This window comes from Streptomyces sp. NPDC088354, from assembly GCF_044753585.1.
Taxonomy (GTDB): domain Bacteria; phylum Actinomycetota; class Actinomycetes; order Streptomycetales; family Streptomycetaceae; genus Actinacidiphila.
Genome location: NZ_JBIVNJ010000006.1, coordinates 149,841 through 166,293 on the forward strand (window position 1 = coordinate 149,841; position 16,453 = coordinate 166,293).

General features: G+C 73.8%; 15 protein-coding genes. 6 read left to right on the forward strand and 9 right to left on the reverse strand.

Translation table 11 applies throughout. The annotated features are described in order from the left end of the window. Position 1 precedes the first annotated feature (1 nt). A complete protein-coding gene (locus ACIP98_RS12420) occupies positions 2-1,066 on the reverse strand; it encodes an iron-siderophore ABC transporter substrate-binding protein (RefSeq protein WP_319659588.1) in 1,065 nt (354 codons plus the stop codon). A 435-nt stretch (positions 1,067-1,501) separates the two neighbouring features. After that, positions 1,502-2,254 carry a 3-beta hydroxysteroid dehydrogenase gene (locus ACIP98_RS12425; protein ID WP_319659587.1) on the reverse strand — a complete coding sequence of 251 codons (753 nt, stop codon included), beginning with the start codon at positions 2,252-2,254 and terminating at the stop codon, positions 1,502-1,504. A 155-nt stretch (positions 2,255-2,409) separates the two neighbouring features. On the opposite strand from ACIP98_RS12425, the gene ACIP98_RS12430 reads away from it, so the two are divergent. Beyond that, the gene (locus ACIP98_RS12430) at positions 2,410-2,664 is read left to right on the forward strand and encodes a hypothetical protein (RefSeq protein WP_401975406.1); all 255 of its coding nucleotides are present in this window, start codon (positions 2,410-2,412) and stop codon (positions 2,662-2,664) included. A 296-nt stretch (positions 2,665-2,960) separates the two neighbouring features. Here ACIP98_RS12430 and ACIP98_RS12435 read toward each other — a convergent pair whose 3' ends face one another. Both ACIP98_RS12435 and ACIP98_RS12440 read right to left on the reverse strand, forming a co-directional pair. Then, a complete protein-coding gene (locus ACIP98_RS12435) occupies positions 2,961-3,683 on the reverse strand; it encodes a methyltransferase domain-containing protein (RefSeq protein WP_319659585.1) in 723 nt (240 codons plus the stop codon). Positions 3,684-3,719: 36 nt separating this feature from the next. Continuing rightward, positions 3,720-4,874, reverse strand: a complete 1,155-nt coding sequence (locus ACIP98_RS12440) for a galactosyldiacylglycerol synthase (protein ID WP_401975409.1) — start codon at positions 4,872-4,874, stop codon at positions 3,720-3,722. A gap of 200 nt (positions 4,875-5,074) precedes the next feature. On the opposite strand from ACIP98_RS12440, the gene ACIP98_RS12445 reads away from it, so the two are divergent. The 4 genes from ACIP98_RS12445 (at position 5,075) to ACIP98_RS12460 (ending at position 8,337) form a co-directional block, all read left to right on the forward strand. Then, a complete protein-coding gene (locus tag ACIP98_RS12445) occupies positions 5,075-5,890 on the forward strand; it encodes an SDR family NAD(P)-dependent oxidoreductase (protein WP_319659584.1) in 816 nt (271 codons plus the stop codon). Between the two features lie 4 nt (positions 5,891-5,894). Continuing rightward, positions 5,895-6,845, forward strand: a complete 951-nt coding sequence (locus tag ACIP98_RS12450; protein WP_401975412.1) for a DMT family transporter — start codon at positions 5,895-5,897, stop codon at positions 6,843-6,845. Further along, the gene (locus ACIP98_RS12455) at positions 6,838-7,575 is read left to right on the forward strand and encodes a polysaccharide deacetylase family protein (protein WP_401975415.1); all 738 of its coding nucleotides are present in this window, start codon (positions 6,838-6,840) and stop codon (positions 7,573-7,575) included. Before ACIP98_RS12450 ends, ACIP98_RS12455 begins: the two co-directional genes overlap by 8 nt. A 291-nt stretch (positions 7,576-7,866) precedes the next feature. Beyond that, on the forward strand, positions 7,867-8,337 hold the full coding sequence (locus ACIP98_RS12460; RefSeq protein WP_401975418.1) for a hypothetical protein: 471 nt from the start codon (positions 7,867-7,869) through the stop codon (positions 8,335-8,337). Positions 8,338-8,374: 37 nt separating this feature from the next. Here ACIP98_RS12460 and ACIP98_RS12465 read toward each other — a convergent pair whose 3' ends face one another. The 5 genes from ACIP98_RS12465 to ACIP98_RS12485 all read right to left on the reverse strand — a co-directional run bounded on the left by ACIP98_RS12465 (position 8,375) and on the right by ACIP98_RS12485 (position 14,881). Continuing rightward, on the reverse strand, positions 8,375-8,881 hold the full coding sequence (locus tag ACIP98_RS12465; protein WP_401975420.1) for a DinB family protein: 507 nt from the start codon (positions 8,879-8,881) through the stop codon (positions 8,375-8,377). 789 nt (positions 8,882-9,670) lie between these two features. Next, entirely contained in the window at positions 9,671-11,632 is a 1,962-nt protein-coding gene (locus tag ACIP98_RS12470) for a glycogen debranching N-terminal domain-containing protein (protein WP_401975423.1), read from the reverse strand. Beyond that, positions 11,629-13,023, reverse strand: coding sequence for an MGH1-like glycoside hydrolase domain-containing protein (locus tag ACIP98_RS12475; RefSeq protein ID WP_401975426.1), 1,395 nt, complete (start codon positions 13,021-13,023; stop codon positions 11,629-11,631). The genes ACIP98_RS12470 and ACIP98_RS12475 overlap by 4 nt, the downstream gene beginning before the upstream one ends. Further along, positions 13,020-13,820, reverse strand: coding sequence for a sugar phosphate isomerase/epimerase family protein (locus ACIP98_RS12480; protein WP_401975429.1), 801 nt, complete (start codon positions 13,818-13,820; stop codon positions 13,020-13,022). The genes ACIP98_RS12475 and ACIP98_RS12480 overlap by 4 nt, the downstream gene beginning before the upstream one ends. A gap of 14 nt (positions 13,821-13,834) precedes the next feature. Next, the gene (locus ACIP98_RS12485) at positions 13,835-14,881 is read right to left on the reverse strand and encodes a zinc-binding alcohol dehydrogenase (RefSeq protein ID WP_319659575.1); all 1,047 of its coding nucleotides are present in this window, start codon (positions 14,879-14,881) and stop codon (positions 13,835-13,837) included. 151 nt (positions 14,882-15,032) lie between these two features. Between ACIP98_RS12485 and ACIP98_RS12490 the strand changes: the two genes are divergently transcribed. Beyond that, on the forward strand, positions 15,033-16,433 hold the full coding sequence (locus ACIP98_RS12490; RefSeq protein WP_401975432.1) for an ABC transporter substrate-binding protein: 1,401 nt from the start codon (positions 15,033-15,035) through the stop codon (positions 16,431-16,433). The last annotated feature ends 20 nt before the right edge of the window (positions 16,434-16,453 follow it).

The following is a 16,453-nucleotide window of genomic DNA, read 5'->3' on the forward strand; positions in this document are numbered from 1 at the left end:
GTCAGGCCGTCAGGTACTTCTGGAGGTCGTCCAGCACCGCGTCGGCGGCCGTGACGCCGAGCCCCAGGTACCAGGTCTCGTCCGGCACGTCGAAGGCGTGGCCGTCCTTGACCGCCCTGAGGTTCTTCCACAGCGGGTTGCCCTGGGCCTTGGTCCTGTCCGTGGCCTTCGGGTCGCCGTAGACACCGCTGAAGATCCAGTCGGCGTCCGCCTGGTCGATGTTCTCGGCGCTGATCTCGGCCGCCAGGTCCTCGATGTCCTGGTTCTTCGGGCGCGGGATGCCGACGTCCTTGAGGATCGTGCCGATGAAGGAGTCGTTCGCGTACAGCCGGATCGTGCCCTCGGGCATGTAACGGACCATCGAGACGGTCGGCTTGTTCGCGCCGAGCCTGTCGCCCAGCTCCTTGGCGCGCTTCTCGTACGCGGCGAGGTTCGCCTGCGCCTGCGCGGTCTTGTCCAACGCCGCCGCGTTGAGCAGGTAGTTCTGCTTCCAGGTGAAGCCGGGACGGATCGAGAAGACCGTCGGCGCGATCTTCGACAGCTCGTCGTAGGAGGCGGCGGCGCGCAGTTGGCTGCCCAGGATCAGGTCCGGCTTCAGCGCGGCGATCGCCTCCAGGTTGAGGCTGTTGATCGTGCCGATGTTCTTCGGTGTGCCCGCGTCCTTCTTCAGGTACGACGGCAGGTCCGGCGACCCCTCGGTGGGAGCGAGGCCGACCGGCTTGACCCCCAGGGAGACAACGTTGTCGAGCTCACCCACGTCGAGCACGACCACCCGCTTGGGCTGCGCGGGAAGCTCGGTGCTGCCCATCGCGTGCTTGATCGTGCGCGGCCACTGGCCGGGCTTGGCGTCGGTGCCGAGCGCGGCGGTCTTCTCCGCGGCGTCCGCGAAGTCCTGACCGCCCTGCGCGACCGACTTCGAGTCCTTCAACCCCGAACCGGCCGTCGCGGAGGCGGCGGCGCTGCCCTCCTTCCCGTTCGCGGAGGAGTCGCTGCCGCACGCCGCGAGGGACAGTGCGGCGGCGACGGCCAGGCCGACGGCGGCGGTGCCGCGGTGCCGAAGAGACATGGGGTAGCTCCTGTAGCTGTGGTTCGCCTGTGCGTCATTAGGCGAGCCTTACCTTACGTGGTGCGAGTGTGCCCAGGTCAACCCGCCCCCCCGGCGGCCGCGACACTGCCCGTCCGGGCAGGCGTTTCCCCGTCCGCTCTCGTGCGGGTCGGTGGCGCGCCGGGGTCCTCCCCGGCTACCGCTGGGAGGTCCCCCAGCGGGGGGCACCCCGCCCCACCCCCTCCCGGGCCAGTCGGGCGACTGCCGGCCGGTGGGGGTGCTGTTGCCGGTGACGGCTGGGCACCTGGTCTGCGCTGCGCCGACGGTGGCCCGAGCACGGTGCCGCCATCACCACCCACCAGGGATCAGGCGCATGACGAGACGGAGGGGCGGGGGTGGTGGGGGCACCCCCGGCCGAAGGCTGGGGGAGGGAGGGCGGGCAGGGAAAACCCCCGTTCAATGCCCCCGCACTCCCGCATCCCCCGTCATCACCCACTCCGCGAACCTCAACCGCCCCCGGGAACCACCCACCGCGGGCAGCAACGCCCCTCCCGCGAGCGCCCTGCCCGTGGCTCCCGGCAGCCGGACCGGGACGATGAACCGGCGCTCACCGCGGGCCCTGGCCAGCCGGCGCACCATGTCGTCCATCTCCAGCACCTCCGGCCCCGCCAGGTCGGGGACCAGGCCCGCGGGGGCCGCGCCGACCAGCCGTACGAGCGCCTCGGCGACCTCCCGCGCGGCGATCGGCTGAGAGCGCATCCGCGGCGCCATCACCGGGCCCCGGCGCGCCAGCATCTGCGCCGCGAACTCGTGGAACTGCGTGGCCCGCAGCACGGTGTTCGGCACGGGGCCGGACAGGACCAGTTCCTCCTGGCGCCGCTTGCCCATGTAGTAGCCGAAGTCCACCCGGTCGCAGCCGACGATCGACAGCGCGACGTGGTGGCCGACGCCGGCGCGGGTGCCGGCGGTCAGCAGACGGGTCGTGGCGGCCTCGAAGAAGGCCACCGACTTCCGTGCGCCGGTCGTCGTCACGTTGCTGACGTCGATCACCGCCGCGCAGCCCTGCAGCGCCGCGTCCAGTCCCGCCCCCGTGGTGAGGTCGACGCCCGCCGAACGCGCCAGCACCACGGGCACGTTCCCCGCCGCCCGTACGGACTCCACGACCATCCGGCCGACCCAGCCGGTCCCGCCTGCCACCGCGATGCGCATGTCCTCGCCCTTCCCGTGCTTCCCCTCAGGGGGTCCGCGGCATCCGGCCGCGGAAGTTGTCACACCGGTGGGACGGGACAGCCGTGCCGGAGTGTGACATCCGGGGTGGGCGGCCGCGCTGTCAGCGGCCGCGGACAGTGTCCGGTCGCCACGCGGTGCGGACAGGGAGGTCCCATGGACAGCGCAGGCGCCGTCGACTTCCGGCCGGACGGGGTGCCAGGCCCAGGACCTCGCTCCTGGACGACCTGCCGGCGTTCGCGACGTGGGAGGCCCTGTCCCCGCGCGGCAGCGGCTACCGGGCGGACTTCACGGGCGCGAGCCTGGCCGACGTCGAGCAGTTCATGGCCGCGCACGGCGACCACGGCACCGCTGTCGCGGGCGGCCGCCTCGTGGACCGGCCCGGTGCTTGAGGCACCGAAATGTGCTGTCCGGAAGGGCCGGCCCCCGGGCAGGTCCTCTTCGGCCCGGGTGCCTGCGTCGGCGAGACCGTCCGCCGCACCGCACCCTCGGGGGCGCATGGGCGGCCGACGACCATGATCCCGAGGGCGAGTTGAACGTCGGGCTGAGGCTGCGGCTGTGGCTGCCGGACGGCACGGTGGTGCGGCCGGTCCAGCGTGTCGTGCGGCTCTTCGCGAACGCGGCCCGGCAGGGGCTCCACGTACGGCGGGGGAGCACCGCCCTCGGCGGGGGTCGGGCCCGGGCCGGATCATCCGCCGGCGGTGACCGCCGGCTTCCGCACCCGGAAGGCGAACTGCCCGCAGAATGTGAGCTTGCGCAGGTTCACCAGGGCCGTGCGGCGCTTCGTCTTCTTCGCCCAGCTGTCGATCTCCGTGTTCAGCGGCGACGACTCGTCCCAGTAGCGCGCGTACTCCGGCGGCCGGCCGTGGTACGTCCGCATGATCAGCGCGACCCCGTCCAGCGACGGCCGGATCTCCTCGAGGGCGAGCCCGGCCTCCTCGACCAGCACGCGGAAGCCGTACGGCGTGTAGTTCCACAGGCTGAAGGAGTGGTACGGCTCGAACTGCGAGGTGCTGCCGATGAAGACCGCCCCGGGCCGCAGCACCCGGCTGATCTCCGCGAGCAGTTCCCGGGGGTGCGAGACGTGCTCGAAGACCTGGTGCGAGTAGACCAGCGGGATCGTGCCCGAACGGAACGGGAGCCGTACACCGTCGTAGTAGACGATCGGGTCCCGTCCCGCGGCGCGCTGCTGCGCCTCGGGGGAGTCGCGGATGTCGACACCCACCCACCGCACCTTCGGGGCGTGCCGCCGGAACAGGCCGGCCGAGGTGCCCCGCCCGCAGCCGAGGTCCACCACCCGGTCCGGCGCGCCCTTCGCCTTCATGGCCTCGTCGAGGTAGTAGCGCGAGGTGACCTGCCGCGCGTGGTCGTCGGGGATGCAGTCGCTCATGAGCTCCCAGAGGGTGGCCATGGCTCGATGCTACGGATGACGCGGGCTCAGGCGCAGCTACTCGGAGCCACCGAGTGTCGCGGGAACCCGCGAGCAGGCCGCCAGCAGCCGATCGGTGGTGTCGTGGGCGAACAGTTCGGCCGCCTCGGGTGTGCGGCCACGGGGACGGCCCGGATCGGTGACCCGGTCCAGGGAGTCGACGAGGGACCAGGGGTCGGGGGCCCACTGGGTCAGCCCCAGCGCGGCCATCCGCCGCACCCCCGCCTTGCCGTGGCCGGGGATGGGCCGGTGGCCGATCACCGGCAGCCCCGTCGCCAGGGCCTCCAGGGCCGTCTGCCCGGCCGCGTTGTCCACGAGCGCGTCCGCCGCGGCCATCAGGCCGGGGACGTCGTCCTCCCAGCCGAGGGCGACGGTGCCCGGGATCCGTGCCAGGTGTGCCCGCAGCCGCGGGTTGCCCCCGCACATGGCCACCGGCAGGTACCCGGCCCCGGCCAGCAGCCGCGCGGTGCCGGCCAGATGCGTGCCCGCGCCCCAGGCGCCCGCCGACAGCAGGACGACCGGCCGGCCGGGCGCGCGGGCCGCGAAGGAGCGACGCCACCGCTCCGCCCCGGGCGCGGGCGCGAGGAAACGGGACGCCACCAGCGGGCCGGTCGCGGCGGCGGGCCGTCCGGTGGCCTGCCGGGCCCGGCGTGCGGCGTCCTCCGTCAGGCAGCAGTAGAGGTCGTTGCCGGGGTGCAGCCACTGCCGGTGGACGTCGAAGTCGGTGACGACCACCGCACTGGGTACGCGCAGCACGCCTTTGTCCCGCATCGCCCCGGTGAGTTGCGCCGCGAGGTGGAAGACGGGGACGACGAGATCGGGCCGCTCGCGCTCGACCACCTCGGACAGGCGCCCCTCGGCGAGCGCCGCGAGCCCTCCCGGGCCCGGCAACCGCCCCGCGCCGGAGCGCAGGAACGCGGTGTAGATCCCCGCGTAGAGCAGCGGCAGATGCAGGATCGAGGCCCGGTAGAAGGAGCGCAGTGCCGCGCCCGCGTGCGCGGGCAGCAGGTCGAGGACGTCGGTCCGGGCGGTGTACGCGCCGCGGTTCGCGAGGCGTGCGCCGAGTTCGCGGGCGACGGCGTCGTGGCCGGCGCCCATGGACGCGCTGATGACGAGGATCCGAGGGCGCGCCGGGTCCTCGTGGGCTCGGTGCGTCACGTCGGCATCGGTCACCGGATCACCTCCGCGGGCCTGCGGATCTCTTCGATGTATCGGAGTATCCGATGTGCCGCCGCGGCAAACACCGCGCCGGGCGCGAACCGTCGCTGAGCCGGGGACGCGTTCGGGCGCTTTACTGAAAACGGAGGGAAACGTTTCCCGGAAGCGAAGCGACGCCTGCCCCGACGTGGTGGCAGCGACAGAAAGCGACGCCCATGACAACTCACCCGTCCAAAGCGATCAGCGCTGACCGCGCTCTGTCCGGCAGGCCGGTTCCGCCCGGCGCGCCGGCCCCCGTCGCGCTGGTGACCGGGGCGTCGTCGGGCATCGGTGCCGCCGTCGCCGACCGCCTCGCGGCCGACGGATGGCGCCTGCTGGTCAGCGGCCGCGACCGGGAGCGGCTCGCTGCCGTCGCGGAACGCACCGCGGCCACCCCCCTGCGGGCCGACCTGGAGGATCCCGGGAGCCCCGGGCGCCTGGTGCACGACGCCCTGCTCACCACCGGCCACGTCGACCTCCTGGTGGTCGGTGCCGGCATCGGCTGGGCCGGCCCGTTCGTGTCGATGCCGCCGGCGGCGGTCCAGCGGGTCTTCCACGTGGACGTGCTGGCGGCCATGGAGCTGGTACGGCGCGCGCTGCCCGGGATGCTGGCCAGGCGCCGTGGGCACATCGTGATCATCGGCTCCTTCGCCGGCACCGTAGGCGTGCGCGAGGAGGCGGTCTACTCGGCGGCCAAGTCGGCCCTCGGCACCTTCGCCGAGTCCCTGCGGTACGAACTGGCGGGCACCGGCGTGCGGATCACCCACGTCATCCCGGGTGTGGTGGACACGCCCTTCTTCGCCCACCGGGGCGTGGCCTACAAGCGGTCCCGGCCGCGGCCCGTGCCCGCCGAACGCGTCGCGGCCGCGGTCAGCGACGCGGTGCGGCGGGGCCGCGCCGAGGTCTACGTACCGGGCTGGCTGCGCGTGCCGGTGATGGTGCGCGGCCTGCTGCCCGGGGTCTACCGCCGGATGGCCGGCAAGTACGGATGAGACGGTGGACGCGCACGTCCTGACGATCGTGCTGGCCCTGCTGGCGGCCTGCGCGAACGGCGCGGCCTCGGTGCTCCAGCGCAAGGCCAACCTGCAGCAGGACGCGCAGCGGCGGGACGAGCGGCGCGGTTCCGGCCGCCGGGGGGTGCCCGGATGCGTACGGCCCGCGCTGCGCCTGGTCGGACGTCCGCTGTGGGCGGCCGGGATGGCCGCTCTCGCGCTCTCCGGCGCGCTGCAGGCGACCGCGCTCGCGGTGGGCCGGCTGTCCGTCGTCCAGCCGCTGATGGCGACCGAGCTGCTGTTCACCCTGATGGCGGGCAGCGTCGTCTTCTCCCGTCGCCCGGACGGCCGTACGTGGCTGTGGTTCCTTTCGCTGGCCGCCGGACTCGCGGTGTTCCTGGCCGTCGCGGCGCCCTCCGAGGGGCAGCCCACCGCCGTCGCGGACGGCTGGCTGCGCGCCGGACCGCCGCTCGCCGCGCTGATGGCCGTCCTGTGGCTCGCCGGGCGCGCGCTGCGCGGGGCGGCGGCCCGGGCCGGTGTGCTCGGCTGCGCCACTGCCACCGGTTTCGCCTGCACCGCCGCTCTGATCAAGGACGTCACCGGACGCATTCCCGAGGGCCCGGGCGCGCTCGTCACGGCCTGGCAGCTGTACGCCGCTGCCGCGGTCGGCCTGCTCAGCCTGGTCATGCTGCAGGCCACCCTGCGGGCGGGCACCCTCGCCGCCTCGCAGCCCGCCCTCACCCTCGGGGACGCCCTGCTGAGCGTCGCCCTGGGGTGGGTGCTCTTCGGCGAGCGCATCGCGCTCGGCACCCACCTCGGCCCGGAACTCGCGGGCCTGGCCCTCATGGCCGCCGGGGTCGTCGGCCTCTCCCGCTCGCCCGCGCTGAGCGGGGGCTGGGACACGCCCGAGCGCGGGCGGACGCCGGCCCCGGCACGGACGGCGCGCCATGACTAGCAGCGCGGCCGGGCGGGCCGGCGCGGCCGCCCTGCTGCTCACGGCCACGCACATCGTCCCGGCCGCCACCTGGCTGCCCGGGCTGCGCCGCCGGGCCTTCCCCGGCCTGGCCGGCCTCGGCCGCGCCGACCACGTGGCCCTCACGTTCGACGACGGGCCCGACCCGCGCTCCACGCCGTACTTCCTCGACGCGCTCGACGAACTGTCGGTCCGCGCCACCTTCTTCGTGCTCGGCGCGAGCGTGCTGCGGCATCCCGCCGTCGCCCGCGAGACCGTGCGCCGCGGCCATGAACTCGCCGTGCACGGCTGGACGCACACCCGCCCCTGGCTGCCCGCCCCGGGACGGGACCGTGCCGCGCTGCTGCGGTCCGCGGCGGCGCTCCGCGACACGACCGGCAGCGTGCCGCGCTGGTACCGGCCCCCCTACGGCATCCTCACCGGGGGCCGGCTGGCCGCCGCAGCGCGGGCCGGCCTCACCCCGGTGCTGTGGACGGCGTGGGGCCGTGACTGGACGGCCGGGGCCACCGCCGACACCGTCCTGCGGACGCTGCGCGGCGACCTCGGTCCCGGAGGCACCGTGCTCCTCCACGACTCCGACCGCGCCTCCGCCCCCGGCAGCTGGCGCGCCACCCTCGCCGCCCTGCCGGGCCTCGTCGCGGAGTGCCGTGCCGCCGGGCTGACGGTGGGTCCGCTCACCGGCCACGCGGTGCGCGGCGCGGGGCACCGGTGACGCCGAGTGACCGGATCCGTCGGTTCGGTGGCGGACCGTGACGGGATCCGAGCGCGGGCCAACGCCGCTGAAACGGCAGGTCATCGGGGTCCCGGCGGGGTTGCGAAGGGGCCGGGTTGCGAGCCGCTGCCCCCTGTAGGACCGTGAGTTCGCAGTGGTACGACTGCCGCCCGAGGAGGCCGTCACACTCGTCACGCCCCCTCGCGAACGCACCACCGGCGGCGGGACCCGCCGCCGACCTTCGCACCCGACTGCTACCGCACCAGGCAGCGGCCAGGAAGGCAGACCGCCATGCCACTCCTCCGCACCCTCGCGTTCACCGCCACCGCCACCGGCCTCACCGCCGCCATGGCACTCGCGCCCACGCAGGCCTCCGCCACCACCCCGCGGAACAGCCCGGGCACCGCGACGTACGCCACCGTCCTCGTCAACTGTTTCGGGCAGCCGCGCGTGATCCCGGGCGACGTCCTCCTCGCCTGCGGCGACGGCAACGACCGCCTCGGAGGCCTCTACTGGACGAGCTGGGACCGCGACTCGGCCGTCGGTTCGGGGTACGAGGAGGTCAACGACTGCGATCCGTACTGCGCGGCCGGCACCTTCCACACCTTCGCGGTCACGGTGCGGCTGTCCGGCAACGTGGCCTGGCCCGGCGATCCGCATCTGCGGCGCTACACGACGCTGACGATCAGCTACCTCAACCGGAAGCCGTGGTGGCCGCACTCCTCGACCTACCAGCTGTGGGACGGACCTCTCACCGGCTGACCCGGTGGGCCCTCAACCGGACCGCGGGCGCCGGGACTCACTCGCCCGTGCTGCCGTCGAGCCGCTCCCGCAGCAGGTCCGCGTGGCCGTTGTGGCGTGCGTACTCCTCGATCATGTGCGTGACGATGTAGCGCAGGCTGTACGTCTCGTCGCGCCATCGCACCGTGGCGTCCAGCGACGCGGCGTCCTCCACGACGGCGCGGGAGTGGGCGCACTCCTGCTGCCACGCCGTCAACGCCTCGTCGGGGTCGGCGGATTGGACGTCGAACTCGGCGTACGCGCCGTCCCTCTTCGGTCCCCAGTACGGTGCGATGTCCGCGCCGCCCCACACGAGCCGGAACCAGATCCGTTCCACCTCGACGGCGTGCCGCACCAGCCCGAGGAGGGAGAGCCCCGAGGGCGGGACGGCCTTCCGGCGGAGCTGGTCGCCGGTCAGCCCGGCGCACTTCATGGCGAGCGTCCCGCGCTGGTGGTCGAGGAAGGCGACCAGGGAGGCACGGTCGCCGGCCGTGGTCGAGGGCGCGGTCCGCGGCTGAGCATCCATCGCGGCATCATGCCACGCGGCGCGCGGCCGGGGTCGACGGGGCACCGGGGAACCGGCGTTGGACGCCGGGTACTCGGGCACATCACGTCCTGATCCGCGACGAGGGCCCGCGCGGCGCGGACGAAGTCGGCGACGTCGGGGCGGGAGACGTGCTCGGGCCGGCCGAGCACGACCCGCGTCGGCGGCAGGTCCGCCACCGGGACGGCCACGGCCGACGGCCGGTCCTGGCCGCCGCGGTCGACCCCACCACGGCGACGAGGCGGCCGAGCGCCTGCTGTTCGCCATGGGCCGCGACGACGTCCTGCCGCGCAAGCTCTTCGGCTACGTCCACCCCCGGTACCTGACGCCCGCGTTCAACATCCTGCTCACGGGCGCCGTCGGCCTTGTCGCGCTCCGCCTGGACGTGGCCACCTCCACGTCCTTCATCAACTTCGGTGCGTTCACGGCCTTCACCTTCGTCAGCCTGAGCGTGATCGCGACGTATCTGCGCAAGCGCCGCGCGGGGCAGGCCCCCAACTCGTTCGCGTGGGCCGTCGTCCCGGCCCGCGGGCGCGCTGATCGACCTGTGGCTGCTGCTCCACCTGGACGGCAAGGCACTGACCCTCGGCCTGGTCTGGCTGGCCCTCGGCGTGGTCCACCTGGCCTGGCTGACGCGCGGTTTCCGCACCCCGCCGCCGGAGACGACGTTCGACGAGAAGCAGGGCGCGCCCGGGCCGGTCTAGGCGGCGCCCAGGGGAACGGGCCCCGGTGGGGGACGGTCCGCGTTCGTCCGCCCACCGGGCCCGGGTCTCAACCGCGCAAGTCAGGTGCGCTGTTGAGAGCTGTGAGCAGCGCCAGCGGGGTGGCCGCCGCCCATGCCTGGGGGGAGCAGGAGTGGGGGTAGGGGACGGGGACCGGGTGATCGGCGCTGCCGTAGCCGGCCATGACCTCCGGCAGCCGCCAGTCGTGCAGGGCGGCCGCGCGGACCAGACCGTGGGCGACCCGGGAGGCCTCCTCGGGGAGGCCGCTGAGCGCGAGGCCGAGCACGATGACCGCGTTGTCGTGCGGCCAGATGCTCCCGCGGTGGTACGACAGGGGGTGGTACGGCGCCTGGCCCGCGGCGAGCGTCCGGATGCCCCAGCCGGAGAAGAAGTCCGGCTGCAGCAGGCGGCGGCCGACGATGCGGGCGTCCTGCGGATCGAGGATGCCGGACCACAGCAGGTGCCCCGCGTCGGAGGCCAGGGCGTCGACCTGACGGCCCTCGCCGTCCAGCGCGAGCGCGGGGAAGCCTGCGTCCGCCATCCAGAAGTCCTGGCGGAAGCGGTCCCGCAGATCGGCCGCGGCCTTCTCCAGCCGGCCGGCCTCCTCGGCGTCGTCCCACACGGTGCGGGCGAGCCGGGCCGTGCGGACCAGCGCGTCGTAGGCGTACCCCTGGACCTCCGAGACGGCGAGGGCGCCCTCGGGGCGGCGGCCGTCGGCGTAGCAGATCGCGCCCTCGGAGTCCTTCCAGTTCTGGTGGGCGAGCCCGCCGCGCCCGGCGTCGGAGGTGTAGCGCAGGTAGTCGCCCGCGCCCAGGCCGCCGGGGCCGAACATCCAGTCCACGGCGGCGCGGGCCTGGGGACGCAGCCGCTGGGCGAGCGTGTGGTCGCCGGTGGCCGCGGTGTACGCGTGCAGGAGGACGAGGAAGAGCGGGGTGGCGTCGACGCTGCCGTAGTAGCGGCCGTAGGGCACCTGCCGGAAGTGCGCGAGTTCGCCGTGGCGGACCTCGTGCACGATCCTGCCCGGCTGTTCGAGCCGGCTGTCGTCGTCGCGCGTGCCCTGGGTCGCGGCCAGCGCGAGGAGGGTGCCGGCGGCGAGTTCGGGCCGGTACGGCAGCGCGAACAGGGAGGTGAGCAGCGAGTCACGGCCGAAGAGCGTCAGGAACCAGGGAATGCCGGCGGCGGGCACCAGCAGCGCCTCGCCGGACGGCCCGGTGGCCGGCACGCGCAGCCGGGCCAGGTCGGCCAGCCCCGCGGCGCAGGCGCGCGCGAGCTCGTCCCACGAGGTCAGCGTCCGCGGACGGGGCCGTGCCTGGACGAAGGCGTCCACCTCGGCGGCGTGCTGGTTGCGCACTGCGGCGGGGGAGGGGGGAGCGCTCGCCTCCTCGGCGCCCTGGGGCACCGCGGTCACGGTGAGGGCCAGCTCGGCCGTTCCGTGGCCGGGCAGTTCGAACCGCCAGGTGAGCCGGCGTGCCGTGCCGCCGTCGGGCGCGTCCAGGGGAGTCGCGTCCACCGGCGCGGGGGAGGCGGTCACCGTGGTGCGCGAGGCCCAGTCGTCGCCGCGCCGGTAGCGGAAGACGACACCGGCCGGCTCCTCCTCCACGGTCCTGACGCCGCCGGACTTGTCGTACCGGCGATGGTCGGCGCGCAGCTCGAACAGGTCGGCGAAGTCGGCGTCCGCCTCCAACGCGATGTCTACGACGGTGGGTTCGGCCCGGTTGCTGACCACCCGGATGCGCTCGGTGAGCGCGCCCGCCACGACCGCCTGGAGGCGGAACAGGGAGTACGCGGGCGGTTCGTCGCGGCCACCCGCGGGGGTGAGCACGAAGCCCTCGTCGGACGAGGTCAGCAGCGTGGGCTCGGCGCCGTTGGCGGTGAGCCGCCAGCGGCTGAGGTGCCGGGCGTCGCGCAGGAACAGGCCGTCCGGGCTGTCGCCGCGGCGCCCGGTGATGTCACCGGACGGGCTGGTGGCGGCGAAGGTGCCGCGGTGGACCAGCAGACGATCGACGGTCATCGGCGGGGCTCTCCTTGTCCGTTGCGACGTGCCGCACGACCCGGATCGCCGGGCTGCCGCAGCAGGTCCAGGGCGAGGGCCGCCGTCCAGCTGAAGCGGCGGATGCCGCGGCCCTGGCCGCTCCAGGGCTCGACGTACTCGGCGAAGCCGGTGGCGCGGGCGTCGGCGAGGATCTGGGCGCGCAGCCGGGCCGCGGCCCCGGCGTGCCCGTGCAGTGCCAGGCCGCGGTGCACCAGCCACGCGGTGTTGAACCAACTGGGCCCGCGCCAGTACCGGTTGGCGTCGAAGACGGGTCCGGTCAGGTCGTAGCTGGGCACCAGGTGCGCCCGGCCGAGGCCGAAGTGCTCGCCGTGCGCGGTGCCGACCAGCGCCCGCACGACGTCCTCGGGCAGGCCCGGCACGATCAGCGGGACGAGCCCGGAGACGCTGTACGCGCGGACGGCCTCGCCCGTGACGAGGTCGCGGGCGAGGAAGGCACCGGCCTCGGGGCTCCACAGCCGCGCGACCAGCGCGGCGGTGGCAGCCGCGGCCCGTTCGCGGTGCGGTGCCGGGTCGGCCCCTGCCTCCTCCGCGATGTCGGCCAGGGCGTGCTCGGAGGCGATGAGCAGGGCGTTGAACCCGGGGTCCTCCAACGCGAAGGCGTGCGGCGTGACCGCGTCGTCGTACCCGTGGTCCCGGTAGGTGGCGGCCAGCCGGACGTAGCGTCCGTAGTCCAGATCGGTCGGGCGGTCGGCTGCCGCGCTGTGGTCGAGGTCGGCGCGCCGGAAGGACTCGGGCGGCGCCGGCTCGATGCGGGCCAGCGCCGCGTCCCACACGGGGCTGTTGTCCAGCCCCGGCTCCCAGGGGTGCACGATCGCGGCCAGGCCGCCGCCCCCGAGGTCACGGGAGGCGGCGAGCCAGCGGTGCCACGCGGCGAGCCGCGGGTACATCCGGCGCAGGAAGCCGCGACGGCGGGACTCGGCGGGATCGGCGCGGTGGACCTGCCAGGCGGCCAGCGCGTGCACGGGGGGCTGCACGATGCCGGACGTCTCGATGTCCGCCGGGGCACCGCAGGCGGCGCCCGCGGACGAGGAGCGCCAGAAGTCGGGGCTGGGGAAGTACGCGTCCAGCGGCACCGAGCGGTTGAACACGATGTGCGGGACCCGGCCGTCGCCCCACTGCGCGCCGAGCAGCGTCTCCAGCTCTCGCTGGGCGCGGCGCGGCGACAGGTGCCGCAGCCCGATGGCGATGAACGCCGAGTCCCAGCTCCACTGGTGCGGGTACAGCGTGCGCGAGGGCACCGTGGCCGCGCCGGTCCAGTTCGAGAACAGGACGCGCGCGGCGTCCCGGCGCAGCGCGGCGTCCGGGTCGGCGACGGGGGAGCGCAGGGCCGGTTCGAGGAGGGAGGTCATCCCGCTGCCCGGTGCAGGAAGGCGGGGACCGAGCGCACGGCCTCGAGCGGGTCCCCGGTCAGCCGGCACTCGGCGGCCAGGTAGCCGTCGTACCCGGCGGCGTCCAGCGCTCCGAGCCAGGCCGGCCAGTCCAGGTGGCCCGCGCCGGCCTGGAAGCGGTTGGAGTCGCTGACCTGGGCGTGGCCGATCAGCGGGGCGACGGCGAGGATCGCGGCGGCGGGATCGGCCTCCTCGATGTTCATGTGGTAGCTGTCGATGCCGATGCGCACCGAGTCCAGGCCCACGGCGCGGATCAGGTCCGCGGCCTGCTCCAGCCGGTTGACCATGTGGTCCTCGTAGCGGTTGAGGGGCTCGAGGAAGAGCGTGACGCCCTCGGCGCGGGCGTGCTCCCCGAGTTCGGTCAGGCCCTCCAGCAGGACCTCGCGGTCCTCCTCCTCGCTGCGCGGCGGCTCGAAGGGCGGCAGCCGGCGGGAGAACATGCCGTACGAGGCGGGGGTCTGGGCGCCCAGGCCGCCGAGTTCGCCGATGACGGTCAGCTGCGATTTCATCTGCTCCAGGGCGTCACGGCGCAGCTCGGCGTCGAAGGCGCCGAAGAAGTGCAGCATGTCGACGCAGACGGTGGGCATGACGACGCCGTCGGCCAGGGCCTTGCGGAGCTCGGGCAGTCGGTCGCGGAAGTGGAAGTCGCCCTTCGCGCGCAGTTCGATGGCGTCGTAGCCCGCGCTCTGCGCGAACTCCCACTTCTGCTGGAGGGTGTCGCCGGGCAGCAGCTGTTCCTGGCAAGCGGTCTTGAACATGATCGAAGGGCCTCTCAGAACTCCAGGACGACCTGGAGCGCGTCGGCGGGACGCTCATCCAGCAGGACATAGGCATCGGCCGCGTCGGCGACCGGGACGACATGACTGACCAGGGACTTGACGTCGACCTGGCCTTCGGCGACGAGCCGCAGGAAGGTCTGCTGGAGGCGTTCCACGGTCCAGCGGCCGGCGAGCTGCGGGGGCACGCCGCCGATCTGCGAGCAGATGAGCTGCACGCGGTTGTGGTGGAACTCGTCACCGAGCCGCAGGCCCACGCCGTCGCCCTGGTAGAAGCCGGAGGCGACGACCCGCCCGCCCACGACGACCGAGCGCAGGGCCTCGTGCAGCGCGGGGTAGGCGCCGCTGATCTCGATGGCGACATCGGCGCCGCGACCGTCGGTGGCGGCGCGGATCCGCTCGGCGACGGCGTCGGTGCGGGCGTTGAGGGTGGTGCTCGCGCCGTACTCCGCGGCCTTGGCCAGCCGGCCGTCCAGGGCGTCGACGGCGGTCACGCGGGCGCCGCTGAGCTGGGCGAGCCGGGTGGTGAGCAGTCCGATGACGCCCTGGCCGAAGACGGCGACGTCCTCACCGACGTGGAGGTCACTGCCGAGGACGGCGTTGTATGCGATCGCGCCGACCCGGGCGAAGGCGCCCGCCAGCGGCTCCAGGCCGGCCGGGAGCCGGTGCCCGACCATGCGCTCGGCGGGGACGATGCCCTCGCTGCGGTGACCCCAGATGCCCCAGACCAGGTCGCCGGCGGCGGGCATGCCCGGTACGTCGACGAGTTCGGGTGAGACCTCGGTCACCTCGCCGACCTCGGAGTAGCCCCAGCCCGCGACGGGGTACTCGATGCCGGCCGCGCCGTCCCTGAACAGCCGGGCCTCGGCGTCCCAGGTGCGGGTCAGGTACGGGTTGGTGCCGCGGTAGGCGGTGAGCTCGGTGCCCGCGGAGATGCCGGAGTAGCGGGTGCGCACGCGCAGGTGGCCGGGGGGCAGGGCGGCTGACTCGCTGGGGGCGACCTCCACCTGACGGGGGCCGGTGAACTGGACGACGCGTTCCACAAGAGGCTCCGGAGAGTTCGGTTATGCAGACCGTTCAGCCCTCACGAGCTGACTTACGTCGAAGATATCCGAGACTTAAGTCTTGTCAACAAGCAAAAGTGGTGTTCTGATGCAACACATACGTAACGCAGGGCTGACGTGAGGACGGTTGATGGGGATGTGGTCCCGACGGTCGAGAGCGCTGGCGAGCGGCTTGGCCGCCGCACTGGGGATCGGGGTGATGGCCGGGTGCGCCGCCCAGGACACCGGTAAACCCGACGGCAAGATCACCGTCTGGAGTCTGGAGAACCTCAGCGACCGGATGGCGGCGACGAAGAAGAACGTCGCGGCCTTCGAGAAGCAGTCCGGGGTCAAGGTGGACCTGGTCGGCGTCGACGAGGGCCAGCTCCCGCAGCTGATCATGTCGGCCGCCGCCGCAGGCACCCTGCCCGACGTCATCGGCGGCATACCCCTCGCCCCGGTCTGGCAGATGTACACCAACGGCCTGCTCAACACCGACGCCACCGCGAAGGTCGTCGACGACCTCGGCGCCGGCACCTTCAACGCCAACGCCCTCAAGCTCACCGCGGACGGCGCCACTCGGCTCGGCGTCCCCAGCGACGCCTGGATGCAGATCCTCGTGTACCGCAAGGACCTCTTCGCCAAGGCCGGCCTGGCCGCCCCCGACACCTACGACGCCATGCTCAAGGCGGCGCAGAAGCTCAACACCGGCGGCGTCGACGGGATGTCGCTGTCCACCGACCCCGGGGACGTCTTCACCCAGCAGAGCTTCGAGGACATCGCCCTCGCCAACGGCTGCGAACTCGCCGGCAGCGACGGCAAGGTCACCCTCGGCAGCCCGCAGTGCGAACGCGCCTTCTCCCTGTACGACCGCCTCGGCGGCGACCTCGGCGCCCCCGGCACCCAGACCGTCGACACCACCCGGGCGACCTACTTCGCCGGGCAGTCCTCGATGATCGTCTGGTCCACCTTCCTCCTGGACGAGCTGGCGGGCCTGCGCAACGACGCCCTGCCCAGCTGCCCCCAGTGCAAGAAGGACCACCAGTACCTCTCCGACAACAGCGGGATCGTCACGGCGCTGCGCGGCCCCGACGCCTCGGCGCCCGCCCAGTTCGGCGAGATCTCCTCGTGGGTGGTCACCAGGACCGCCGAGACCGCGGCCTCGGAGAAATTCATCCGCTACATGATGAGCGACGGCTACCCCGGCTGGTTCGGCATGGCCCCCGAGGGCAAGATCCCGGTCCGCGACGGCACCGCGGCGGAACCCGGCAAATACCTCAAGGCCTGGCGCGCCAGCGACATCGGCGTGGACACCAAGAAGCCCCTGCAGTCGGTCTTCTCACCGCAGCTGCTGGACGAGCTCAGCACCGGCGTCAGCAACATGAAGCGCTGGGGCATCACCCAGGGTCAGGGCGCACTGGTGGGCGCCACCATCGGTGAGCTGCCCATCCCCAAGGCCGTCGGGGAGATGACCACCGGCCAGACGCCTCCGCGCGAGGCCATGAGGCAGGCCGACGAGGAAGTCGCGGCACTGCAGAAGTCCCTCCAGTGACCCGCCACCGGCCTCGTCCT

Excerpts from the sequence above, each read along its gene's own strand:
- ACIP98_RS12475 (WP_401975426.1), bottom strand. The coding sequence starts at position 13,023 with ATGACCTCCCTCCTCGAACCGGCCCTGCGCTCCCCCGTCGCCGACCCG.
- ACIP98_RS12455 (WP_401975415.1), top strand. The coding sequence starts at position 6,838 with ATGACTAGCAGCGCGGCCGGGCGGGCCGGCGCGGCCGCCCTGCTGCTC.
- ACIP98_RS12470 (WP_401975423.1), bottom strand. The coding sequence starts at position 11,632 with ATGACCGTCGATCGTCTGCTGGTCCACCGCGGCACCTTCGCCGCCACC.
- ACIP98_RS12420 (WP_319659588.1), bottom strand. The coding sequence starts at position 1,066 with ATGTCTCTTCGGCACCGCGGCACCGCCGCCGTCGGCCTGGCCGTCGCC.
- ACIP98_RS12425 (WP_319659587.1), bottom strand. The coding sequence starts at position 2,254 with ATGCGCATCGCGGTGGCAGGCGGGACCGGCTGGGTCGGCCGGATGGTC.
- ACIP98_RS12435 (WP_319659585.1), bottom strand. The coding sequence starts at position 3,683 with ATGGCCACCCTCTGGGAGCTCATGAGCGACTGCATCCCCGACGACCAC.
- ACIP98_RS12460 (WP_401975418.1), top strand. The coding sequence starts at position 7,867 with ATGCCACTCCTCCGCACCCTCGCGTTCACCGCCACCGCCACCGGCCTC.
- ACIP98_RS12465 (WP_401975420.1), bottom strand. The coding sequence starts at position 8,881 with ATGGATGCTCAGCCGCGGACCGCGCCCTCGACCACGGCCGGCGACCGT.
- ACIP98_RS12480 (WP_401975429.1), bottom strand. The coding sequence starts at position 13,820 with ATGTTCAAGACCGCTTGCCAGGAACAGCTGCTGCCCGGCGACACCCTC.
- ACIP98_RS12490 (WP_401975432.1), top strand. The coding sequence starts at position 15,033 with ATGGGGATGTGGTCCCGACGGTCGAGAGCGCTGGCGAGCGGCTTGGCC.
- ACIP98_RS12445 (WP_319659584.1), top strand. The coding sequence starts at position 5,075 with ATGACAACTCACCCGTCCAAAGCGATCAGCGCTGACCGCGCTCTGTCC.